Here is a 21,846-nt window from a genome sequence, read left to right on the forward strand (position 1 = left end):
TGGCGTCAGAGAGATATAGCATCTCGGTATGTGCAGAGCGACGATACCCGCTGATCTGGGCTATCTAAGCTTGATTCATCCTTAAGTCAGCACATAATCGATCCCCTCGTATTTTATAAGTGGGGATGGATGCCTTTGCCAACGGCTACCAATCTATGAGATTGCAAAGCGGTTGGCGTTGAGATCAGGTGAACCTCTACTTTCTGCACTCCTCTGCTGCCCCTATGACAAAGACATTTTCTTGGTTGCCTCTGGCACTTTGTTCTCTGGCCTTGCCCATTAGCATCAGTATGGCGCCCGTCCAGGCACAAGTGCCAGGATTCTGCCATTCCCCTGCCGGTGCAGCCAAAGCCAAACTCAAACTTCTACGGGCAGCCATTGCTGGAGATGTTGAAGCCCAGCGAGCCTATGACCGACAAGTGGCTGCAGATGCCCAAGAACTGCAGCAATGTCGATCCCGCAATTGGCCCCAAAATCAGGCGATCTGGCTGCGGTTGCATGAATGTGACTTAGAACCCGGTGTCCTTGACACGCTTTTAGACCGGATCGTCAGCCGAGGCTACAACCAAGTCTATGTAGAAGTGTTTTATAACGGTCGGGTTCTATTGCCCGCCGCTAATAACCCGACGACTTGGTCTTCAGAAATTCGCAATCCCAAGTATGCCAATCGAGATCTGCTAGCAGAGACGATTAAAAAGGGACGAGCCCGAGGGTTGAAAGTCTATGCCTGGATGTTTAGCCTCAATTATGGCCACCAATATGGACAACGGAGCGATCGCAACTCCGTATTGGCCCGAAATGGCCAAGGCAAAACCAGTCTAACTCTGTTGGACTATGCCGACCCCAATATCAACCTCGATAACGGCGATATTGATCGAGCCTTTGTCGATCCCTATAGCGCCCAAGCCCGCCAAGACTATGCCCGTATGCTGCAGGCCATCTTACAGCGCAAACCCGATGGGGTCTTATTTGACTATATTCGCTATCCTCGCCAAACCGGCGGGGCTTCCGTTAGCAGTAAGCTCAGCGATCTATGGGTGTTTGGCAATTCGTCCCGCCAAGCGTTGATTGACCGGGCGACTAATCAAAAGGGGCGGGCCGTCATCCAGCATTATCTCCAGCAAGGTTCGATCTCAGCAGGTACGTTAAAAAGTTTTGATAGTCAATATCCCAAGGAAAAAGCAGCCCTTTGGCAAGGCCGCCAAGTTCCCAAGGGCAAGCTCCCCCCCGTCGGAGTTCGCACCACGCGCTTAAATCGAGATTTGTGGTTGTTGAGCGTCGCCCATGCCTACCAAGGGATTGTGGATTATCTCTCAATTTTTGCCACCACTTCGATGCGCCAAGGTGTGCCTGCCGGAGCCGCCTTTTTCCCGGATGCCAACCGTCGAGTGGGCCAAGGCTATGACTCTAGAATGCAACCCTGGCACCGATTCCCCAAAAATATCGAATGGCATGCCATGTCCTACGGCACCTGTGGCAACACCAGCTGTATTGTCCAGCAAGTGCAGCGGGTCTTACAGCGAGCCTCGGGGGCTCAGGTCAAGCCTGTGATTGCCGGGCGATGGGGCCAAACCTACCGCAATCGCCCCTCCTTAGAGACCCAAATGTCGGCCATTCGCCGAGTGGCCCCCCAAGTTCGCACCGTTAGCCATTTTGACTTTTCTTGGCAAGATCCTCAGTTCGCCAATGCCCGCCGTTCTTGTCGGGTCACCTTGCTGCCAGGAGAGGATACCCGCCAATCTTCAATCAGCCCTTAAGAACCAAGACTGCGACTATCCTGGTAAAGGAGACGCTTGCAGACGAACACCATGGACCATCAACAACCCATTCAGGTGATTGGGGGAGGACTCGCAGGGACTGAGGCCGCTTGGCAAATTGCCCAAGCGGGATGGCCCGTGATTTTGCATGAGATGCGTTCTGTGGAGGAAGAGCGGCTGACGCCCGCTCACCACACAGACCAGCTGGCTGAGTTGGTCTGTAGTAATTCCTTTGGTGCACAAGCTAGCGATCGCGCCGCCGGATTGCTCCATGCTGAACTGCGCCAGCTCGGTTCCATCATTATTCGCAAAGCCGATGAACATCAGGTCCCTGCTGGGGGAGCACTAGCAGTAGACCGAGGCGTTTTTAGCCGAAATTTGACAGAAACCTTGGCTGAGCATCCTAATGTCGAATTGCGCCGGGGTGAAGTTCCCACCTTACCCATCGATGGCACTGTCGTATTGACCTCTGGACCATTGACCAGTGCCGCTTTAACGGAGAGTTTGCACCAATTTACCGGCCAAGATTATCTCAGCTTTTTTGATGCTGCCAGTCCCATCATCGTCGGTGAATCCATTAACCGAGATGTGGCATTTCTGGCCTCTCGCTACGACCGAGGCGAAGCGGCCTATCTCAACTGCCCCATGAATCGGGAGCAATATTTAGCCTTTTGGCAGGCCCTCTGTGCAGCGGAACAGGCTGAACTCAAAGACTTTGAAAAAGAAACCGCTAAATTCTTCGAGGGCTGCTTACCCATTGAAGAAATGGCCCGCCGGGGTGAAGACACAATGCGCTATGGCCCCCTCAAGCCTGTAGGTCTATTCGATGCCCGCTATGGCGACTTTAAAGCACCGGAAAACCAGAAGTATCGTCCCTATGCCGTGGCTCAACTCCGCCAGGAAGATAAGGCAGGCAAGCTCTGGAATCTAGTCGGTTTCCAGACTAATCTGCGCTGGGGTGAACAAAAGCGGGTATTCCAGATGATTCCAGGATTGGAATCGGCAGAGTTTGTACGCATGGGGGTGATGCATCGCAATACGTTTATCAATGCGCCGGAATTGCTTCATCCCACCTTACAGTTTAAGCAACGGCCGACGTTACTGGCAGCGGGACAGTTGATCGGTACGGAGGGCTATACAGCGGCGACGGCAGGAGGGTGGCTAGCAGGCACAAATGCAGTGCGCTTAGCTCAGGGGCTGAACCCTGTGGTTCTACCGACAACCACCATGAGTGGTTCGCTGTTTGAATTTATCAGTTCAGCTACACCGAAGCATTTTCAGCCGATGCCCCCTAACTTTGGCATTATTCCTGATCTGCCGCAGCGAGTTCGGAATAAGCGTGAGCGTTATGGAGTCTATCGCGATCGCGCCTTAGCCGATCTAACCGCCTGGATTGCGGAACCTTCTCTCTTTCGGCAAACGGTTGCGGCTAACTCGGCCAGTATGTAATTCAGCCAGACGCTCAACGAACCCTTGTAATGTATTGATTTGAATACGACATAACGCTACTTGAAACAGCCCAATACACGAGAACCGTTGGTGAAGAATACTACAAGTTCTTACCAACTGTTTTCGTATAGCTGTTCCCTCAAATGCTTTTCTCAAAAGGTATAGTAGCCTCACTTGATAGAAGCAGGCAGAAATGAGGGAATCTTATCATTAGCAATCTGTTTGTTCAACATCCCTAGCCCTGCATCACCCTTACCAACTTACAAAGGAAACAAAATGAGCCTTTATGACATCCGCCAAAATCAGCGCATTTCTAAGGCTCAGACCGAGAACAAACGCACCGCTCGCACTGTTCAAGAAAGCCAAGAATCGATTGAAGAACTGCGTCAATCCGTTCAAAAACTGTCTTTAGCCTGTCAAGCCATGTGGCAGTTATTACAGACCACCTCAGGACTGTCAGAGCAGGACCTGCTAGAAGCATTGCAAAACATAGAAGACAAGAATGCCGCTCAGAACTGTGTCAAATGTGGGCGGGTTCAGCAAAGCAAGAAACCTCATTGTCTCTACTGCGGCACTCCATTTCCTGAAGAAGCCTCTACGATAAGCTGTTTCCAAGTTTGAGTGAGCCGTCCTGAGAGCAAAATATGGTCAACCTGATAGAGACTACTGTGGCCAATCCACTGCATAGGACTTAAGTAATTGCTTCACGGTCTGATCAAAATAGGTTAGGTCCTTTAAACAGACCGCCATCATCATGGCCCCTTGCAGTCCTGCCACCAACGTAGCTGCCTGACTCTGGCGCTCAGCAAGCGCTACCTCAGCAGACATCGCTTCAGCCACCCAATCAACATTTGCCTGCAGAAACTGCTGCACCGCCTTGACAACCGGTTCGGGCAATCCCCCGCTTTCAACCCCCAACATGCCACACAGACAAAGCGTATCGTTAGCCATCAGAGAAGCCCGATAGAGGCCACAAAAAGCCTGCAACTTTTGGCCGACAGAACCATCGGGAATAGCTGCTAGTCCCCTGTCAAACTGCTCCGAATAGCGACGGACAAGGGCAACGCCTAAATCTTCTTTCTGCGGGAAATAGTAATGCACACTTGAACTCTTGATGCCCAGCGCATCTGCTAGCTCCCGGAAGCTGACGGCGTGATAACCATAGGCACGAATCCGTTGTTCAGCAGCGTCTAACAGAAGATTGAGTGTATCAGCCATCGCCTTATCACATCCTATTGGCCCAATATACCCTGCAGACCCAAAAGTCTTGACAAACAGAATTCGGATAAGCCATTATCTATCTATCGATAGATAGATGAGTTTTCACCCCTATGAAAGTGTATGAATTCAAAGGTTTTCCAAATCCCGCTCGGGTTCGCATCGCCTTAGCAGAGAAGGGATTGACTGAGGCCGTAGAGTTTGTCTCTGTTGACGTGCCCAATGGAGAGCACAAACAGTCTGAATTTCTGGCTAAAAATCCTTCTGGAACCGTTCCTGTCCTTGAGTTAGACGACGGCACGACCATTGCTGAGTGCACAGCCATTACAGAATATCTGGACCACACCTCAGGTGAAACTACGCTAACCGGTCGGACTCCCAAAGAACGGGCTATGATTCATATGATGCAGCGCCGAGCTGAAGCAGGTCTGCTGGATGCGGTTGGCCTATATTTTCATCATGCAACCCCTGGATTAGGGCCAGATATCGAGGCTTATCAGTGTTCAGAATGGGGAGAGCATCAACGCCAAAAGGCCATTGCAGGCATGCACTATCTCAATGATGTGCTAGCCCAAAACACATATTTAGCGGGTGAGCAATTTTCGATGGCCGATATCACGGCTTTTGCAGGCTTAGTATTTGCAGATTTTGCCAAGATTGAGATTCCAGCAGAGTGTGGTCATTTGAAAGCCTGGCGTGAACGCGTCAGTCAACGTCCCAGCGTCGCAGGCTAAAACAAGGAGAGCAGCATGGAGTTAAATGCAGACTTTAACCAGCGAGCAGTGGTCCATGCTGCTCAGCTCGATTGGATTCCTTCACCCATGCCAGGTGTCGAGCGGCGGATGCTGGATCGCGTGGGTGATGAAGTGGCCCGTGCTACCTCAATTGTGCGCTATGCCCCGAATAGTTCTTTTTCACCCCACGTACATACGGGGGGCGAAGAATTCCTGGTGTTGGAAGGAGTGTTTCAGGATGAACAGGGTGATTTCCCCGCAGGGAGCTATATTCGCAACCCACCCGAGTCGAAGCATCAGCCTGGTTCTGAGTTAGGCTGCACTATTTTTGTGAAGCTGTGGCAGTTTGATCTGCAGGATCGAACCCATGTGCACATAGCTCCTTACAACAGGTCACAACAAAATATTCCAGAGCGATCTGGTGTGTTACAAACGCCTTTGTTTCAAGATGATCGGGAGTCTGTTCGCCTGGAGCGCTGGCAACCGGGGACAATCATCGACTATCAAGCCAGTGGTGGTTTAGAGCTTCTGGTTTTAGAAGGACAGTTTATTGAGCAAGGCGAAACCTTTACTCAGTACTCTTGGCTCAGGCTACCGATAGGGGCGACGCTATCGGCGCAAGCGGGGTCTACCGGATGTTACTGCTGGGTCAAGGAGGGACATCTACGGTATGTTGACTTAGATCAATTACCGGGGAGTGTCCCAAAAACAAGGAACCATTAGTCGTCGCTACTTTGGGGGGCGATCTCGAGGGCACGCTTTCAGGATTTAAAAGAGTTGAGAAACGATTTATCAAGGTTGGATTTCAGGTTTTACCAACTCAGGCTGAGCTGTATCATCAAGTTTTTGTGATGATTGGCCTTGTTGAATCGTGCGGATCACATGGCGAGCTGCCTGCTCGATCTCTGCTTGAGTCGTAAATCGACCTAACCCAAATCTCAGCGTCGCTTTAGAGAGTTGAGCAGACCTCCCTAAAGCCGTTAACACATGCGAGGGAGTGGGTTTACTAGATGCACATGCAGATCCTGAAGACAACGCCACATAGGGCTGCAGCCCCAATAACAACGCCGCACCATCTATCCCTTCAAAACTGACCGACAAACACCCCGGTAATCGCTGTTGCGGATGACCATTCAAGTGAATTCCGTTCAATACCTGAAGCTCTTGCCAGAGCCGGTTTCTAAGCACCGTTAGCCGCTCTGCCTCTGCCGTTTGCTCAGCTAACCCTAGCTCAATCGCTTTCCCCAAACCAACAATTTGTGGTGTTGGTAACGTCCCCGATCGCACATTTCGTTCTTGCCCACCCCCCTGCAGTTGAGCCGCAACCTGCACATGGGGATTGCGATTGCGAATATACAGCGCCCCAATCCCTTTGGGACCATAGAGCTTATGCCCCGTCATCGACAATAAATCGATCTGCATCGCCTCCACATCTAAAGGGATTTTGCCAATCGCCTGAGCCGCATCCGTATGAAAAAGAACATTGTGCTGACGGCACACCTGACCGATTTCAGACAATGGCTGTAATACCCCTATTTCATTATTCGCTGCCATGACCGACACTAAAATCGTATCGACCCGGATTGCTTGTTCCAGAACCTTCACATCCAACAGTCCATCCGGTTGGGGCAGCAGATACGTTACCTCAAATCCCAGCTTTTCGAGATATTTACAGGGTTCTAAAACAGCATTATGTTCTGTTTGCATCGTAATCAGATGCCGCCCTTTACTGAGATAGGCTTCCGCTACCCCTTTAATCGCTAAATTATTGGCCTCCGTTGCGCCACTGGTAAAGATAATCTCTTGTGGATCTGCGCTGATGGCCTGAGCAATGGTCTCCCGCGCTAGATCAACTACTGCTTTTGCTTCCCAACCATAGAGGTGAGAGCTGCTAGAAGGATTGCCCGGACAGTCCGTAAAGTAGGGCAGCATCGCCTCGACGACCCTAGGGTCAACGGGCGTCGTGGCTTGGCAATCTAGATAAATCGGACGCTCAGGCAGGGGGGGCATCATTCAAATTTCGCCAGTGAAGACCACAAACTGTTTCTGCAGATGTATCAAGTTAGGTATAAACAGTGGGAATTAATAGGTGTGATATCTAAGGTTATCTGTGTGGCGTGCGATCGCACCTCTTTACTGTGGCATATCCGTCGCCTTTAGCCCCTGAGACTGAACGGTCAGCGGAAACTCTTGCGGAGACCCTGCAGACCATTCCCACATTGAACCTGCATAATTTTGCACCTGATATCCCAAGTCCGCCAGAACCACCGTCAGCCATCCCGAGCGAATCCCTCCAGTACAGTAAGCCACCACTTCAGACGCTTGGGTAATCCCCAACTCAGCGAGTTTGGCCACAATCTGATCTCGGGGTAACAGCTTTCCTTGAGGTGTTAATAGTTCCTGAAAATGGAGTGAAATGGCCCCCGGCACATGTCCTCGCCGTTTCTCGCCATAAGGGGTTGCACCAGCATACTCTTTGGGAGTACGTGTATCGATTAAGACTAAATCGGGTTGATCCAGTGCCGCTTTTAAGGCTGCTTTCTGAATCTGCCAAGTGGGCATTCTGTGAATCTCAAAATCTCCTAGCTGAGATATTTCTGGGGCCTTCAGGTTCAATGAAGCTAAGGCTGAATATCCACCGTCCACCATCACCGCCTGGGAATGACCCAGAGTTCTTAACATCCAGACAATGCGGCCTTCCTCTCCCCACCCCTGGGGCGGATTTGCAAAAACGACGACAGGCCGCTCTTGAGAGATTCCTAGCTTCCTTAATTTCTGATTTAAAACTGCATCGCTCTCTAACAGCGTTCCTTTACGGACTTTATTAGAGGGAGAAAAATCTTGCCATCGTATCGACACACTTCCCGATAACCGATTGAGCCCAAACCACTGATTCCCTCGGGCATCCAGGAGAGTAGCGCCTTGTTCGATCAGAACTTTCGCTTCTAAGGCACTAACCACCCAGGTTTGTTCAAGCTTAGGAGGTTGAGGCCGGAGCGTGTAAGCAGCCTGTGGAGAATGGGTATGAGGAGTAGTGATTGTTGTTTGGGTAAATGCGATCGCACCCAACAACAGCACGATTCCCAGAACTACAGCTCGTCTCACCTTGGCAGGAATGGGGTTAAGCATCATCCTATCGGTAGGATAAAAATCAAAAAGCTGGTGATAAGACTCGAACTTGAGATCGGCGGATGACTAATCAACTAGACCAAAGTTTTCACAAGCCTACTAAATATACTTCCTAGCTTATCTAAATTTTTACTGTAAACCGTTTTATCTCAATACATTTTCAGCCCTGATAGGCTCTAATGGACTCCAGTAGGTACAACCGAAGTACCTTTGAGAAATGGATGAGCCGACGGTCTTTTGATAGCAATCCGTGTAACCTTGCAGGACAGTATTCCCAAGACGTCCTGAATTGGCTGCTGGGCAATAACTGAAGCGAACCCCAGACTTAAGTTCAAAATCGGACTTGATTTGTTCTGCTTCGTAAATTACTAAGAAAATCTCTTCTCGGGTTGAGAAGTAACGATAAATCTTGGCTTTGCTAATCCCTACCTCACGGGCAATCCGGTTGAGGCCAATTTCTTCATATGCCAGCTCAGAGAAGAGAGACTGAGCTGCTTCAAGAATTTTCTCTCACCTAGCATCTTTATTGGCTTTGACTACGTGCTCTTGCCCAACTCATAAATAAGTAACCACTAGTCACTTGCTAACCTCTACTTGATAGTTCTTTTCTCTCCGAAGTGTCGAAGGTCATAGTAAACCCACTACTTAGCGAAGCGGAGAGCAGGAAGCAGGAGTACCGGAGGGGTTGCAAGAAAGCCGCTGTGTGGTACCTTTATCAGCGCTGTTGTTGGTAGCCGCGCGAAGCGCACTATAACAGTCTGATAGCTTGGGTTTTAAGCAATATTTTTTGAAGTTTTCAAGGTATGTAACCCCAATTCGGATTAAGCCCATTTTTGGGCCTTTTTTACGGAAGAATGCAGGGTTCAGCCTACGCAAGAATAAGGGTTTTAGCTTATCCCAAACTCAGGTTATGTAAATTCCTGAAACCCTTTCCAGACATAGGTTCCAAGGAAATATCATTTTTGGCTTAGCAGCTATCTGGAGGCTGTAAGCATCACTGGATATAGCTTTCAGTAGTTGTTGGAGCTCAAGGAAGTCATAGTCTTATATTCGAGAGTAGGTTGTCTACTCCCGTTCAGGTATGAATAATGTGTGCAAAAGACTCAGTACAGACATAACAACAATTTCATGAACGTTAGATGATAAACGACCTATGGGGAGATCTACTTCTGTCCTCTTAAGGGATTGTGACAGTTGGTAAATCTTGAACAATTTCAAACAGTTGACTCCTTAACCATTCATGGGCTGGATCGACCTGACTACGCTCGTGCCACATCATTTGCAAGAAAGCAGGAGCTATTTTGAGAGGCAACTCAGTGATGTGTAAGTCCGTTCTAAAAGGATTCCGCTCCACCATACGGAGAGGAATTGCTGAGATTAAATCAGAACCTGCAATCAGTTCAGGAACCAGCGTAAACTGATTAACCGTTAGGGCAATACGGCGACTCAAGTCCATCTCCCTCAGTTGTTTATCAACCAGTCCTGTTGCCTCTCCAGTTAAAGTTACAAGGAGATGATCAGCCTTGATGTATTGCTTGAGAGTCAGTCGTTTATGGGCTAAAGGATGGTCTTTACGCATGATGCAGATGTAGCGATCACCTATAATCTCCTGCACTCTGAGCCGAACGGTCGAGCGATAAAATCGCCCCATGGCCAGATCAATTTCAGATTGTTCGAGCAGCTTCGCCGCATTAATGTTTGTGTTCGGAACGATGCGGATATTTATATTAGGTGCGGAATGAGCCAAAATTGGTAGCAACTTTGGTAAAAAAAGAGCTACCGAGTAATCAGCCATTGCCAATGTAAACGTCTGCATTGATGAAAAGGGCTCAAATGAAGGTGGCGAGAGCGCTAGTCGAATATGCACTAGCCCCTCACGAATCGGTCCCCAGAGTTCTAGAGCTTTAGGCGTTGGACTCACGCCGCTCGGAACTTTCAAAAACAGTTCATCATTAGTAATGCGTCTGAGCCTTCGAAGCGCATGACTCACAGCAGGTTGAGTCATATTTAATCGTTCAGCAGCACGGCTAACATTTAACTCCATCATCACAGCTTCAAAGATATGGAGTAGATTGAGATCGATCTGATTATGCACTGAATTCATAATGTTTATATTTATCATGAATTAGACATTATAATACAGCCCTTTTATAGTCGAAATATGGCAACGCGGTAAATCCGCTGGAGCCAAGAGAATAAAGGGTTTTGAAAAGGCTATCGTATATGTCAGAGATAAAGACAGCTTTGGTAAGTACCTATCCAAAATCAATTACATAATCTTTTCCGAAGCCCTTAAGGATTTTGTCGATGTACAGACTCAGGCTGCCTAAACACTTGTAGGCAGCAAATTCAATCCACTCATATTTCATAAAACGCCAGAAAATCTCAATCAAATTCAGATGCGGTGAATAGGTAGGTAGCCAGAAAATTTCGACATTCTTGGCTTTCCAGTCCTCAATTTTTTCTTCAATTTCAGCGTTTTTATGGACGCTGGCTTGATCCATCACCACAACCGTGTGTTGATCACAGGTCCTACTAAAATCATCGATACAGGCCACCACCACAGCACTGGTAATACTCTTGTCAAACACATAGGAAGTGAGGTCATTGTGCCGATTCATCAACCCCAACACGTTGAATCGACTGCTGCGTTGACTGGGAAGTCCTAGTGTTTCCCCTTTCTCCTGCCAAGCATAGGGGACATACGGCACTAAGCAAAACCCGCTTTCATCGAGATATCTCAGGTCCAGCTCACCTTTTTCCTCTTGGCGCTTCAAGACCTCTAACTGATGACGTTTGGTTTCATACTCCACTGGGTCTGGCTGGCCTGCAACGACCCGCCTGAGACGACGCCAGCTCATGGAACATGATTTGAGGATGCGCTTGAGGGTGGTTTTGCTCACCGCTATGTTCCAGGCTTCTTTGATCTTGGCCAACACAGCATTGAGGTTATGCGGAGTCATTTTTGCCCACGCTCGGATTTGCTCCTTCTGCACGTCATTCAACTTAGGTTTACGGCCCCGGCCTGGCTGATCATACAGACCCACTAAGCAGTGGTTGTCCCAATCATCTAACCAGGTATAAACCGTTTTTCGGGTGACGGCAAAGATGCTCATTAACTCTGTGACATTGAACCCTTCAAAACTCAACAGAATGCAATGGGCACGTTGACGGACTTGGTGGTGATAACTATGGCGATGAATCCGGCTGAGTAAATGGATGGTCTCTGGGCTCAATCCCTGAATAAAACGTTGTTTCATTGGGCTACAAGCTATTCGCTATCAACTGAACTGAAACCACTTATTATGATGTAAATATTTCTGGCTATCTACTTAATTGGCGGGACGGGTGCAATGGGACGAGCGGTTGTCCGTTCATTGCTTCAGGACAGCGTTGATTGGCAAATCGCCATTTTTTCGCGCTCTCCCGATAGTGAAACAGCGCAGCAACTCGTTGAACAAGGGGAGGGGAAAGTTTCTATTCGCCAAGGCGATCTCAACGATGAAGCTAGCCTTCAGCAAGCAATGACAGATGTAACCGCTGTCTTTTGCAATACTAATTTTTGGGCAGAAGCTAGTTTTACCGTTGAAAAGGAGCAGGGGGTTCGCGCTCTTGAATTAGCTCGACAGTCAGGTGTGGATCACTTCATCTACTCATCCTTAGATGCAGTAGCTTCACTATCTGGTGGTCTATTAATGCTCCCTCACTATGATGCAAAGGCAGCGGTCGAGCACGAAATCGACTGGCGACGCTCCGATGAATACATGCAACAGGTCGATGATGGTTGGTACTCCAATCACGTCAGCGTGTTGGTAACAGCCCCTTACTTTGAGAACTTTCAATCCATCTTTTTACCAGAATCTGGAACGCTCTCCGATGGCCGAGAAGGATTACTGTTCACTGGCCCACTTTCGGGTGATGCGCCCTGGCAGATGGTTGCATTGGATGATATCGGTACCTTCGTAACCATAATGCTATCTGACCGAAAGACTTGGGGCGGTAGAACGCTGCGTGTTGCGTCCGAAGAATTACCGATGTCTAACGTCGTCGAAACTTTCACTCAGGTGACAGGCATTCCAGCTGAATACAATCCGCCCACATTGGAAGCCTTTTTGTCGTCCGGGATTCCCAATGCCCATGATGTTGTCAATAACTTTAGGCTCTATCGAGAGGGGTACGCCGCCCCCCGTGACTATGAATTCCTGAGACAACTCCACCCTGGTCTACGTTCGTTTGCAGATTGGCTAAAAGAAACTAACTGGAAGGGTGAAGCCCGTGCAGTGCAAAAAGATCCAATCACTGGCAGTAAGTAACGCTAGTTATTTAACGAGATAGCTAGAACGATTCAATATACTCATAAGGACAAAAACATCATGACTAATTATCCGAATATTCTTGTTGTAGGTGCAACCGGGAAAGTTGGAGGTGAAACGCTACGACAACTCCAACTAGAGGGAGATAGTAATCCCATTGCCGCAGTTCGTTCCCCAGAACAAGCAAGGACTTTCCAAGATCAAGGCATTAAAACTGTCATTCTCGATCTAGATGAGCCCGAAACCCTAGAACCTGAACTCAAGGACATTGATCGCGCTCTGCTCTTAACCGGATATACCGTCGATATGTTGCGTCAGAGTAAGCGATTTTTGGATGCAGCCCAAACAACAGGTGTTCAGCATATTGTTCATATTGGTGCATCCACTGCACCCACGAATGAAGTATCCCACTGGGGATGGCATCAAATGGTGGAAGCCTATATTGAGAAGAAAGGCTTTAGCTATACTCACTTACGCCCAGAAGCTTTCATGCAAAACATAACTGGCCCCGGCTTCCGATGGTTGGATGGTACCGTCATTCGCCATTTTGCTGGCCGTGCTCGCTGGAGCTGGATTGACTGCGATGACTTGGCCTTAGTGGTTGCCCATGCTCTAAGGGAGCCAGAGAAATATGCGGGACAAGTGATTCCCTTAGGTTACGACGCTAAGACCTTTGATGAGGTTGCAGAGATTTTTACCCAGGTGACAGGCCAAAACTTCACTGCCGAAGCTCGACCACCAGAGGAGTTTTTGGAAAATTCGTTAGCTGCTGGGGCTGATCCAGCGTATATCAACAGTGTCTATACACAATTCAAGCTCAATAACGAAGATGCTATTCCTAATGCTGATGCTACCTTCAATAATTTTGCAGCAATTACCGGGCGTAAGCCAATGACTTGGCAGACGTTCGCTAAACGACATCGAAATCATTTGATTGCTTGATGTTCTGTGACTCATATCTTGGTGCAAGATATGAGCTGATGGACTTAGGCTGTGAACCTGAAATTCGTGCAGATCAAGGTCAGGTGCTGGGATTAGCACCTGGGCAGCAAACACTCCGTATTTTAGTCGCGGAGGATAACCTTGAAAGTCAACAATTATAGCACTACGGATATATGTTAGTACGCTCTTTGAAAGCAGCATCCACACAATCACGAAAGGTATCAAATTCATCCCACCGCTGCTTCATCCAGTTTTTGAGCACAAACCACCATCGCTCGATTTTATTGAGATCTGGAGAATAGCTCGGTAGATACCAAATCTCACAGCCTGCTTCAGCTACGATTTCTTCGATCCTCTGGCCATGATGAAAACTGGCATTATCAATCACAATCACATCGCCAAGTTGTAACTGGGATATAAGACTCTGCTGTAACCACGCTTCGAATAACAACCGATTGCAAGACCCTTCAAAGATCATGGGAGAAAATAACTGGCCTTCTTTGAGCGCAGCAATAAAACTGACTCGCTCTGTCCGCTTGCCTGATTTGAGGTCATAAAATCGTTGACCCACAGGGCAGTATCCATAAGGATAGTCCGCTCGATTATCGATACCCGCTTCGTCTACATAGACGATCTGATGAGGGTGTTTGGTCTGTAATCGTTCTATAAATGCTTGACGTTGTGTTTCATCTCGTTCTCGATAGCCATAGGTCTTTTTTTCGACTCAATCCCAGTTTTCTCAAGGCATCACTGATATTTTGCTGGGTGACATTATCCCCCCATAGCTTAGCCATTTGGGCCTGGGTTTTACCCCCATGCTCTTGAGCAAATTCACGAAAGCGCTCCCAATCTGTGATCTTGTGGCGAGCCCCTTGTTGGTAGTTGGTAATCGCCTGACAGTCACCTGTAGCTTCTTCGCGGACTATCCATAGATGCAAGGTATTACGGCTGATGTTCAACATTCGACAGATATCGACTTTCCGTTCACCATTCTTGAAGGCATCAACGGCTTTACGACGAAGGTCATAACTATAGGGTGCTGGCATACTAATGTAGGGATATCTTCTATATCAATAGTACTAACATAGTTTCGTAGGGCTATATTAGTGAAGTTATTGGAATTAGTGGGATGCGAGGTTTGAGCCGTCAGTAATGGTCAAGATGCTGTAAATCAGTCAGAGCAATGGCAACCTGATTTAATTTGGTTAGATTTACGTATGCCAGTCTTAGATGGATATCAAGCAGCTCAACAAATCAAAACCCAACCTCAACCGCCTATTATTATCGCCTTGACTGCTAATGCTTTTGAGGAAGACCGTAGCAAAGCCTTAGCTAGTGGCTGTGACGATTATGTACGTAAGCCCTATAAGGAATCGATCATTTGGGAAAAGCTGGCCGAGCATTTAGGGGTCCAATATCTTTACGCTGAAATTCAGAATGATGAAAGTTGTATTGATGACTTTGGCTTAACTGCAGCTATTTTGCTCGCTATCTCTAGTCCGTGGCTTCAGAAGTTGCATGCTGCGGTGATTGAACTAAATTCGAATCAGGTTGATCAATTATTAACTGAGATTCCTAAAGAGCATCGTCGATTGAAATTAGCTATTTCTGAGCTGGCACAACAGTTTCGCTATGACGTACTCATGAACCTAACTCAAATGGCCCTGGAAGACCAGCCTAGCTAAACAAAGGTCGATTTACTTCAGTCGCTGCTGCTGGGGATACCTTTATCGGCGCTGTTGTTGGGAGCTGCGCGGAGCGTACTGCTGGAGCAGGACCCCGAGAGGCAGACAGGCGAGGGGGAACGAAAGAATCAATTAGATCCATGATGCCACGCCTATGAAGGGCGGAGATCAGCTTGGGGTGAGGTAGAGATTTGAGTTCCGCTGGCTCGGTACGCAGCACGGAAAAGAACAACCTCATGCAACGCAGCGATTACACTTCTCGTTGGAGTGGACGCTGTCGCGCAGCGAACAAAAGCTCCGATAGAAAAACTCTGACTGGGCGATGATGTCACTCAATTTGATTTTTACGATCGGGCGGATGTTATTAAAGTCTCAACAGATGAGGTTAACCATCACTTCAAAGCTTAATCCTCAAAAAATAGATGCCATTGAGTCATAGATGTCTTGAATTAACGTCTTCCGGTTATGGTGTGCGAGTAATGATTACATTTCCACCCGATTCACTGAGTCTTGTAGTGTGACAGGAACATCGCAACACAATCTTGCATGATTCCATTTGTTTTCGTCTTCTCGCCGAGCAAGAACTCCGGCCAAAAGAAAAATGTTTTGACCAAACCCAACAGTTGATTGGCCGCATACTCAGGATCAGCTTTCCTAAGCGCACCTGAATCCATGGCCTCACTAATGAGCTTCGTCACTGGGTAATCGTGCGTAGCGGCTTTCGCAAAAAATAGTGCGAGAACGCTCTAAGTCCCGCAGGAACTCGGAAATCACAATACGTTGCAATCCAATAGCATCGCCATTGGTAATGACACCGATATATTTTTCTAGTGCATCAATCAATTGTTCTTCCAATCCATGAGACGGGTCGTACGACACTGGCGACATGACATTGCTGCGCGCGAGCATAATTTCAGAAACAACGTCAAACAGAGCTTCTTTAGTCTCAAAGTGATTGTATAGAGTGCGGCTCGATACCCCTGCAAGTTTTGCAATTCGGGTGGTTTTAGCGCCCAGAAATCCCTGCTCTCGGAATTCCTCTATCGCTGCCTCAATAATGCTCTCTCGTTTTCGTTCAGTGAGTTTCACGTGGTTTCTTACCTTAGCAAATCAAAAAAGTAAAATTTGTTGTTTACTTTTTAGAGAACTGAGACTAAAGTAAATAGTGTAGTTTACTTTTTAACCCAAAACCAAGGAGACAACGATGGTCTCAAGCGAAAAAATTACCTTCAACAGCAAAGGCATCAAAATCGTCGGCAAGCTCTATCTTCCTGCTGATTTCGACCCGTCCAAAATCTATGAAGGGATCGTCATGACCCCGCCCTTCCCACAGGTGAAGGATCAGGTGCTGGGCAATTACGGGCCGAGAATGGCAGAACGCGGCTATGTCGCTTTGAGCTTCGACTGGAACTCAAAAGGCGAGTCCAACACCTATCAGGAAGGCTTCCGCGACGACGAAAATATTCCACGTAAATTTGAGGATCTCCGTAATGCGATCTCCTATCTCAGATCGCTACCTTTCGTTGGCGAAATCAACGGTTTGGGTTTCTGTGGCGGCGGTGGCATTATGGCCTCGACCATCATTTCGGACATGCGGGTCAAGGCATTCGCCTCTGTCAGTGCGATGCTGGCGACCGATATGATTACCTTCGGTGACAAAAACGCCTACATCGCGCGCATCAAAGCGGCCAATGACGCACGCCAGAAAATGTTCGAAACCGGCCAGGCAATGAACCGCGATGTCTTCGGCTACACCGACCCTGACTTCCTGAAGAAAAACGTTGGTGCGCCAGCGGGCGTGCTGGAAGGCTATGACTATTACGGCACCGCCCGTGGCGGCAAACCGACCTATCCAAATTTCACCAATGAAATTCTTGCGGATATCGACGAAACAACGGCCCTGAACCTTGGCGAGCACTATGCTGACAAGCTGGTGCAACCTTTCTGCGGTATCGTCGGGTCCGAGGCTGAGACCGCGCTCTGTACCAACGTGTACTACGACCTCGTGACCTCGGAAAAAGAGTTCCACGAGATTCCCGGTGCCAGCCATGTTGGTCTCTACGACGTTCCAGAGAACATGGCCCAGGTGGTCGATATCGTGGATGCGTTTTTCAAGAAACATCCTGATCCAATCGCCTAAAGGATAGGCGTTCAAACTATCAATGGAGAGGCCACACAGATTGTTTATACAGCCTGGTAATAACACCTCAAAAGAAAATGAGACGAACCATGAAATTTGATAATAACTCTACGACGACCGACGTACTCAACGGCATTGATCTATCGGGTAAGACCGTCCTTATAACTGGAGCATCAACAGGTCTTGGGGCCGAGACTGCGCGGGCGACCGCCGCTTGTGGTGCTGATGTCACCCTCGTTGCGAGATCAGTAGATAAGCTGTCTAAAGTCGCCGAATCAATCCTATCGGAAACGGGTCGCTCGCCCAATACCGCAGTCTTGGAATTGGACAAACCTGCCACGATTCGCAGCTTTGCCCAAGAGTGGCTTAGCCGTCACGAAAAGCTCGATATTCTGATCAACAACGCAGGCATTATGGCACCTCCGTTGACCCGTAACGCGGAGGGTTGGGAAAGCCAGTTTGCGACGAACCATCTGGGTCACTTTCTGCTGACCAATTTGCTGGTCGATGCCATCAAGGCCTCAGGAGAAGCCCGCGTTGTCAACCTGTCATCTGCTGGGCACTGGTATTCAACGGTAGATTTAGACGACCCGAATTTCCAAAACCGCGACTATGAAGCGCTTCAAGCCTATGGTCAATCAAAAACGGCAAACATCTGGTTCACGGTAGAACTCGCTCGTCGTTGGGCAGATCACGGTGTGAACAGCTTTGCAGTACACCCAGGCGGCATCCAGACCGAGCTTGGCCGAAATCTGGAACCGGAAATGGCCAAGAGGTTTGAGCAGATGATCAAGGATTATCCGGATATCTGGAAGACGGTCCCTCAAGGAGCGGCAACATCCTGCTGGGCTGCGACATCGCCTGATCTGAGCGGCAAGACAGGCCTGTATCTGGAAGATTGTCACATTTCTGAGCCGGGTGCCGGAGATGTGCTCGATGGCGGATACGCTCCACACGCCTACGATGCCGATGGCGCAAAACAACTGTGGATACTTTCGAACGATCTGTTAGGCACAGAGTTCTGAGATTAAACGCAGCAGCTAAACCCGCACTGGGACCGAAACCAGCCTGAACCACTCCCATCTGTCACCCTCATCCATGCTGGAAGCCCCACTACTGTGTGGCGTGCAGAGTTATATGGTGGCAAAGTAGGAACCGAGTTGTCGAACAACCTCCTGTGAACTGACTGATACCAAATCCGATTTATATAACCCCGATATGATGCATTATTAGAGAATGCCAAGAAAACTATATCTCGAACCTCATTTTTCGCCTGACGAGCTGAAGTCTCATTATCGAGCCAGCAAAGACCCAGTAGAATCGCGCCGCTGGCATCTACTATGGCTCGTCAGTGAGCAAACAACCCTGACTCACGCAGCCCAAGTGGTGGGTCTCAACTACGATTACGCTCGAGAAATCGTCAGGGAGTATAACCACAATGGCGCCCATGGGTTACACAACCGACGCAAAGATAAGCGACCTCATCAATCTCGCAGTCTTCTCACTCAAGACCAATGTGCACAATTGTTGACTCGTCTACAAACACCACCCGCCGACGGTGGTCTATGGAACGGACCCAAAGTAGCCCAGGTCATCGCTCAGATGACAGGAGTCGATAAGGTTTGGCCCCAACGGGGTTGGGACTATCTCAAGCGATTGGAGCAGTCCCTGCAATGCCCACGTCCTCATCATCGTAAAGGTGAACCGGAGGCCCAAGCCGCCTTTAAAAAAACTTCCTGAATACAAAGCAGAATTAGAGCGATGCTATCGTGATGCTCAGGTCGAAATTTGGTCTTTTGATGAACACCGATTAGGCCTTAAACCCATTATTCGAAAGATTTGGGCGCCTGTGGGGCAGCGTCCAATTGCTGAGGTGGACCATCGCTATGAATGGACCTATCTATACGGATTCGTTCATCCCGCAACCGGCGATACCGAATGGTTCATTCTACCTCGGGTCAATGGAGAATGGTTTAATCAAGCCCTACAAAGCTTTGCTCAGCAAGTTGGAGCGGGAAAGCACAAACAGATTCTTCTCGTTCTGGATGGAGCCGGATGGCATACCTGTAAGAATCGGGTGGTGCCACCTGGCATTCATCTGAAGATTTTACCCCCCTATTCTCCAGAGCTACAGCCAGCTGAACGGTTGTGGCGGCTAGCGGACGAGCCACTGGCTAATCAGTGTTTTGAGACCCTGGATGACCTCGAAGATGTTCTCGAGCAGCGCTGTCGAACCTTAATGACAATGCAATCGGACATTAAAGCTCTAACTCATTACCATTGGTGGCCAGCTTGACAGATGAAATGTTTCGGGGGTTAGTAAGTCGGATTTGGTATGATACCAAATGTGCGATGATCTTCGACCGGCCTTTGACCATCGCATACCCCTGGGCAGGTGGAAACGTAATCGTGCTCAACTGTTGAGGATTAGTCTGCAGTTGCAATTTTCAATGGTTACGTCCCCGTCATGGAAGTACGTTCTGGGGGTAGATTGGCAACGACAACACAGACATCATCACTATCCAACATGATGGACTGAAGCTGAACTGAAATGGGCGAACTCCTCTGCAGCTGAATCTGACTTGCCAGAATCCGTGATTCCTGGCTAACGCCTACTCAATAGACTGTTTCATGCTCGTCCTTGACCAATAAGTCATTCTGAGTCAGGGACTTAATCACCTCAAAGCTTTCATCAATGCGTTTCTGGATGATTGCATTCCGGCCACGGATTGAGGCAATCATCAAATATCTTCTTCCCTTTTCACCGACACTTCCCAATACACCTTTGGGAACACCCAAGACTTTATTGAAGGCAGAGAGAACGCCCCCGCTGCTATTGGCACACTGAAAAGCCCTATGCGACTTACAAGGGTTTAGTACAAAAGAAAGCTGGTGACAAGACTCGAACTTGCGACCGGCTGATTACAAATCAGCTGCTCTACCAACTGAGCTACACCAGCGTGCCTAGACATTATATAAGCGTTATAGCCAAAACGCCTATACACATCAAACTAGCTCATCTATGATAATTCAGATATTCCCCATTTTTCATAAATGGTGGCAAATTCTCTGTAGATTGTAGAGAAGCACCCATTAGGCAATTGCCATTGCTAAGTGCTTAGCAGGCCGCACAGCTGCCATAATCCCTGATTTTGCCTTGACCATGACGATGACTTGGACGGTTGAGCAAGTGATTGCTCTATCACCGGACGATAAATCCACCAAAAACGGTAAAAGTTTAGCCACTGCCAGTAAATGGCAGACTTTAGGCACCAATCAACAGGCCATTTGGGGTGAATGTCGCGGCAGTGGTAAGAAACCCTACCGAACCCAAATCGATCTGAGCGAACCAGCCTTTCGCTGTAGTTGCCCCAGTCGCAAGTTTCCCTGCAAACATTCCCTAGCCCTGTTCCTATTGCTTGTTAACCAAGTGGAATTATTTACCGCCGCCGATCCCCCCGACTGGGTTCAGGAATGGTTAGAGAAGCGATCTCAAACCGCATCCCGTAAGCAGGCCAAGGCCACTACTACCGACCCAGAAGCCCAAGCCAAACGCATCGCCCAGCGCGAAGCCAAAATCCTGGCTGGTCTAGCTGATTTGGACCAGTGGCTCCAGGATTTAATGCGTCAGGGCTTAGCCACGGCCCAAAACCAACCCTATAGTTTTTGGGAACAGGCCGCTGCTCGCATGGTCGATGCCCAAGCGCCCGGTCTAGCTCACCGTCTGCGAGAAATGGCCAGTATTCCCCACACAGGCGGCAATTGGCCATCTCGCCTATTGGCTGAATTGGGCAAGCTCTATTTACTCGTGCAAGGGTATCAGCGACTGGCCACCTTACCAGAAGCTGCACAAGCGGAATTGCGATCGCAAATCGGCTGGACCCAAAAACAAGAGGATCTGCTCACTAGCCCCTCCCCTATGGTGGTCAAAGATACCTGGTCGGTTCTGGGCAAACGGATCACCACCGAAGACAACTTAAATGTTCAGCGCGTCTGGCTATGGGGCATCACCCATCAACGCCCCGCCCTCATTCTGAGTTTTGGGTATCAAAATCAGCTCCTCGACACCAGTTTGATACCAGGCACGCAGATATCAGCAGAGCTGGTTTTCTATCCAGGGCTCCATCCCCTACGAGCGTTAGTCAAAGCGCGACAGCCTGACGTTGACCTTATCCCTCCACGGGGAGGTGCAGCCAATATTGCGGACGCCATCGCCCATTACGGAACGGCAATGGCGACCAATCCTTGGCTCGTGCAGTTTCCGTTGCTGTTAACCACCGTCATCCCTCACCGGACGGATCAACAATGGCACATCGCTGATACGCATGGGCATCAACTACCCCTCCAGTCAGGATTTGACCCATGGCCTTTGCTAGCTTTAAGTGGGGGGCATCCAGTGATGCTCTTTGGAGAATGGAATGGCCACAGCCTTCTCCCCCTCAGCCTTTGGGCTGGCGGCCGATTTGTCCCTTGCTAGGA

General features: G+C 48.8%; 24 protein-coding genes, 1 tRNA gene and 1 pseudogene. 14 read left to right on the plus strand and 12 right to left on the minus strand.

The annotated features are described in order from the left end of the window. Positions 1–224 precede the first annotated feature (224 nt). From AM1_RS12005 to AM1_RS12015, 3 genes are all read left to right on the plus strand, one after another. Positions 225–1,757, plus strand: a complete 1,533-nt coding sequence (locus AM1_RS12005) for a family 10 glycosylhydrolase (protein WP_063710548.1) — start codon at positions 225–227, stop codon at positions 1,755–1,757. Between the two features lie 51 nt (positions 1,758–1,808). Beyond that, positions 1,809–3,206, plus strand: a complete 1,398-nt coding sequence (gene trmFO, locus AM1_RS12010) for an FADH(2)-oxidizing methylenetetrahydrofolate--tRNA-(uracil(54)-C(5))-methyltransferase TrmFO (RefSeq protein ID WP_012163113.1) — start codon at positions 1,809–1,811, stop codon at positions 3,204–3,206. 276 nt (positions 3,207–3,482) lie between these two features. Then, entirely contained in the window at positions 3,483–3,827 is a 345-nt protein-coding gene (locus tag AM1_RS12015; protein ID WP_012163114.1) for a hypothetical protein, read from the plus strand. 42 nt (positions 3,828–3,869) lie between these two features. Here the strand turns inward: AM1_RS12015 and AM1_RS12020 are convergent, their stop codons facing one another. Beyond that, positions 3,870–4,424 carry a TetR/AcrR family transcriptional regulator gene (locus AM1_RS12020; RefSeq protein WP_012163115.1) on the minus strand — a complete coding sequence of 185 codons (555 nt, stop codon included), beginning with the start codon at positions 4,422–4,424 and terminating at the stop codon, positions 3,870–3,872. 113 nt (positions 4,425–4,537) lie between these two features. On the opposite strand from AM1_RS12020, the gene AM1_RS12025 reads away from it, so the two are divergent. Together AM1_RS12025 and AM1_RS12030 are read left to right on the plus strand one after the other, a co-directional pair. After that, complete coding sequence (locus AM1_RS12025) at positions 4,538–5,158, plus strand: glutathione S-transferase family protein (RefSeq protein WP_012163116.1); 621 nt, start codon at positions 4,538–4,540, stop codon at positions 5,156–5,158. 15 nt (positions 5,159–5,173) lie between these two features. Beyond that, on the plus strand, positions 5,174–5,881 hold the full coding sequence (locus AM1_RS12030; RefSeq protein WP_012163117.1) for a cupin domain-containing protein: 708 nt from the start codon (positions 5,174–5,176) through the stop codon (positions 5,879–5,881). 69 nt (positions 5,882–5,950) lie between these two features. Here the strand turns inward: AM1_RS12030 and AM1_RS12035 are convergent, their stop codons facing one another. From AM1_RS12035 to AM1_RS12050, 5 genes are all read right to left on the minus strand, one after another. Further along, a complete protein-coding gene (locus tag AM1_RS12035; protein ID WP_012163118.1) occupies positions 5,951–7,171 on the minus strand; it encodes a cysteine desulfurase family protein in 1,221 nt (406 codons plus the stop codon). 120 nt (positions 7,172–7,291) lie between these two features. Continuing rightward, a complete protein-coding gene (locus AM1_RS12040; protein ID WP_238549234.1) occupies positions 7,292–8,290 on the minus strand; it encodes a sulfurtransferase in 999 nt (332 codons plus the stop codon). Between the two features lie 141 nt (positions 8,291–8,431). Further along, positions 8,432–8,791, minus strand: coding sequence for a TetR/AcrR family transcriptional regulator (locus AM1_RS44255; protein WP_083776759.1), 360 nt, complete (start codon positions 8,789–8,791; stop codon positions 8,432–8,434). Between the two features lie 673 nt (positions 8,792–9,464). Further along, on the minus strand, positions 9,465–10,391 hold the full coding sequence (locus AM1_RS12045; protein WP_041659714.1) for a LysR family transcriptional regulator: 927 nt from the start codon (positions 10,389–10,391) through the stop codon (positions 9,465–9,467). A gap of 151 nt (positions 10,392–10,542) precedes the next feature. Further along, complete coding sequence (locus AM1_RS12050) at positions 10,543–11,547, minus strand: IS630 family transposase (protein WP_012163122.1); 1,005 nt, start codon at positions 11,545–11,547, stop codon at positions 10,543–10,545. Between the two features lie 75 nt (positions 11,548–11,622). On the opposite strand from AM1_RS12050, the gene AM1_RS12055 reads away from it, so the two are divergent. From AM1_RS12055 to AM1_RS42150, 3 genes are read left to right on the plus strand one after another with little or no spacing between them, the layout of a single operon-like run. Then, entirely contained in the window at positions 11,623–12,600 is a 978-nt protein-coding gene (locus AM1_RS12055; RefSeq protein ID WP_269150237.1) for an NmrA/HSCARG family protein, read from the plus strand. Between the two features lie 60 nt (positions 12,601–12,660). Next, the gene (locus AM1_RS12060) at positions 12,661–13,542 is read left to right on the plus strand and encodes an NmrA family NAD(P)-binding protein (protein WP_012163124.1); all 882 of its coding nucleotides are present in this window, start codon (positions 12,661–12,663) and stop codon (positions 13,540–13,542) included. Next, on the plus strand, positions 13,542–13,703 hold the full coding sequence (locus AM1_RS42150; RefSeq protein WP_187152934.1) for a hypothetical protein: 162 nt from the start codon (positions 13,542–13,544) through the stop codon (positions 13,701–13,703). Before AM1_RS12060 ends, AM1_RS42150 begins: the two co-directional genes overlap by 1 nt. Positions 13,704–13,705: 2 nt before the next feature. On the opposite strand, the gene AM1_RS39815 is transcribed toward AM1_RS42150, so the two are convergent. Beyond that, positions 13,706–14,588 (minus strand): IS630-like element ISAcma31 family transposase gene (locus AM1_RS39815; protein WP_148215732.1). Its coding sequence is split into 2 segments (ribosomal slippage): positions 13,706–14,260 and positions 14,262–14,588, totalling 882 coding nucleotides; the frame shifts between segments, so codons are not numbered across the junction. A 111-nt stretch (positions 14,589–14,699) separates the two neighbouring features. Here AM1_RS39815 and AM1_RS12075 point away from each other — a divergent pair. Beyond that, positions 14,700–15,227 (plus strand): annotated as a pseudogene (locus AM1_RS12075) (response regulator); the annotation flags it as partial. Here AM1_RS12075 and AM1_RS40980 read toward each other — a convergent pair. From AM1_RS40980 to AM1_RS12080, 3 genes are all read right to left on the minus strand, one after another. Further along, a complete protein-coding gene (locus AM1_RS40980; protein WP_148215733.1) occupies positions 15,220–15,447 on the minus strand; it encodes a hypothetical protein in 228 nt (75 codons plus the stop codon). The pseudogene AM1_RS12075 and the gene AM1_RS40980 sit on opposite strands and share 8 nt — an antisense overlap. 280 nt (positions 15,448–15,727) lie before the next feature. Then, entirely contained in the window at positions 15,728–15,901 is a 174-nt protein-coding gene (locus AM1_RS44435) for a TetR/AcrR family transcriptional regulator C-terminal domain-containing protein (RefSeq protein ID WP_012163128.1), read from the minus strand. Between the two features lie 7 nt (positions 15,902–15,908). After that, complete coding sequence (locus AM1_RS12080) at positions 15,909–16,316, minus strand: TetR/AcrR family transcriptional regulator (RefSeq protein WP_012163129.1); 408 nt, start codon at positions 16,314–16,316, stop codon at positions 15,909–15,911. Positions 16,317–16,431: 115 nt separating this feature from the next. On the opposite strand from AM1_RS12080, the gene AM1_RS12085 reads away from it, so the two are divergent. From AM1_RS12085 to AM1_RS43195, 4 genes are all read left to right on the plus strand, one after another. Continuing rightward, positions 16,432–17,367: an alpha/beta hydrolase gene (locus AM1_RS12085; RefSeq protein ID WP_012163130.1), complete on the plus strand. Its 936-nt coding sequence runs from the start codon at positions 16,432–16,434 to the stop codon at positions 17,365–17,367. An 89-nt stretch (positions 17,368–17,456) separates the two neighbouring features. Beyond that, positions 17,457–18,392: an SDR family NAD(P)-dependent oxidoreductase gene (locus AM1_RS12090; protein WP_012163131.1), complete on the plus strand. Its 936-nt coding sequence runs from the start codon at positions 17,457–17,459 to the stop codon at positions 18,390–18,392. A gap of 211 nt (positions 18,393–18,603) precedes the next feature. Further along, positions 18,604–19,107, plus strand: coding sequence for a helix-turn-helix domain-containing protein (locus tag AM1_RS43190; RefSeq protein ID WP_049783679.1), 504 nt, complete (start codon positions 18,604–18,606; stop codon positions 19,105–19,107). After that, a complete protein-coding gene (locus tag AM1_RS43195; RefSeq protein ID WP_238549144.1) occupies positions 19,067–19,663 on the plus strand; it encodes an IS630 family transposase in 597 nt (198 codons plus the stop codon). The genes AM1_RS43190 and AM1_RS43195 overlap by 41 nt, the downstream gene beginning before the upstream one ends. A gap of 320 nt (positions 19,664–19,983) precedes the next feature. Here the strand turns inward: AM1_RS43195 and AM1_RS43960 are convergent, their stop codons facing one another. Together AM1_RS43960 and AM1_RS12110 are read right to left on the minus strand one after the other, a co-directional pair. Further along, positions 19,984–20,109, minus strand: a complete 126-nt coding sequence (locus AM1_RS43960; protein ID WP_261890952.1) for a hypothetical protein — start codon at positions 20,107–20,109, stop codon at positions 19,984–19,986. A 145-nt stretch (positions 20,110–20,254) separates the two neighbouring features. After that, positions 20,255–20,327: transfer RNA gene (locus tag AM1_RS12110), tRNA-Thr, on the minus strand. Positions 20,328–20,530: 203 nt separating this feature from the next. Here AM1_RS12110 and AM1_RS12115 point away from each other — a divergent pair. Next, on the plus strand, positions 20,531–21,844 hold the full coding sequence (locus AM1_RS12115) for an SWIM zinc finger family protein (protein WP_012163133.1): 1,314 nt from the start codon (positions 20,531–20,533) through the stop codon (positions 21,842–21,844). Positions 21,845–21,846 lie beyond the last annotated feature (2 nt).

Origin of the sequence: Acaryochloris marina MBIC11017, assembly GCF_000018105.1 — a bacterium.
GTDB lineage: Bacteria > Cyanobacteriota > Cyanobacteriia > Thermosynechococcales > Thermosynechococcaceae > Acaryochloris > Acaryochloris marina.

Excerpts from the sequence above, each read along its gene's own strand:
- AM1_RS12090 (WP_012163131.1), top strand. The coding sequence starts at position 17,457 with ATGAAATTTGATAATAACTCTACGACGACCGACGTACTCAACGGCATT.
- AM1_RS43960 (WP_261890952.1), bottom strand. The coding sequence starts at position 20,109 with ATGATTGCCTCAATCCGTGGCCGGAATGCAATCATCCAGAAACGCATT.
- AM1_RS42150 (WP_187152934.1), top strand. The coding sequence starts at position 13,542 with ATGTTCTGTGACTCATATCTTGGTGCAAGATATGAGCTGATGGACTTA.
- AM1_RS12050 (WP_012163122.1), bottom strand. The coding sequence starts at position 11,547 with ATGAAACAACGTTTTATTCAGGGATTGAGCCCAGAGACCATCCATTTA.
- AM1_RS12035 (WP_012163118.1), bottom strand. The coding sequence starts at position 7,171 with ATGATGCCCCCCCTGCCTGAGCGTCCGATTTATCTAGATTGCCAAGCC.
- AM1_RS12015 (WP_012163114.1), top strand. The coding sequence starts at position 3,483 with ATGAGCCTTTATGACATCCGCCAAAATCAGCGCATTTCTAAGGCTCAG.
- AM1_RS12020 (WP_012163115.1), bottom strand. The coding sequence starts at position 4,424 with ATGGCTGATACACTCAATCTTCTGTTAGACGCTGCTGAACAACGGATT.
- AM1_RS12060 (WP_012163124.1), top strand. The coding sequence starts at position 12,661 with ATGACTAATTATCCGAATATTCTTGTTGTAGGTGCAACCGGGAAAGTT.
- AM1_RS12085 (WP_012163130.1), top strand. The coding sequence starts at position 16,432 with ATGGTCTCAAGCGAAAAAATTACCTTCAACAGCAAAGGCATCAAAATC.
- trmFO (WP_012163113.1), top strand. The coding sequence starts at position 1,809 with ATGGACCATCAACAACCCATTCAGGTGATTGGGGGAGGACTCGCAGGG.
- AM1_RS12040 (WP_238549234.1), bottom strand. The coding sequence starts at position 8,290 with ATGATGCTTAACCCCATTCCTGCCAAGGTGAGACGAGCTGTAGTTCTG.
- AM1_RS43190 (WP_049783679.1), top strand. The coding sequence starts at position 18,604 with ATGCCAAGAAAACTATATCTCGAACCTCATTTTTCGCCTGACGAGCTG.
- AM1_RS12115 (WP_012163133.1), top strand. The coding sequence starts at position 20,531 with ATGACGATGACTTGGACGGTTGAGCAAGTGATTGCTCTATCACCGGAC.
- AM1_RS12025 (WP_012163116.1), top strand. The coding sequence starts at position 4,538 with ATGAAAGTGTATGAATTCAAAGGTTTTCCAAATCCCGCTCGGGTTCGC.
- AM1_RS44435 (WP_012163128.1), bottom strand. The coding sequence starts at position 15,901 with ATGGATTCAGGTGCGCTTAGGAAAGCTGATCCTGAGTATGCGGCCAAT.
- AM1_RS12030 (WP_012163117.1), top strand. The coding sequence starts at position 5,174 with ATGGAGTTAAATGCAGACTTTAACCAGCGAGCAGTGGTCCATGCTGCT.
- AM1_RS12005 (WP_063710548.1), top strand. The coding sequence starts at position 225 with ATGACAAAGACATTTTCTTGGTTGCCTCTGGCACTTTGTTCTCTGGCC.
- AM1_RS12045 (WP_041659714.1), bottom strand. The coding sequence starts at position 10,391 with ATGAATTCAGTGCATAATCAGATCGATCTCAATCTACTCCATATCTTT.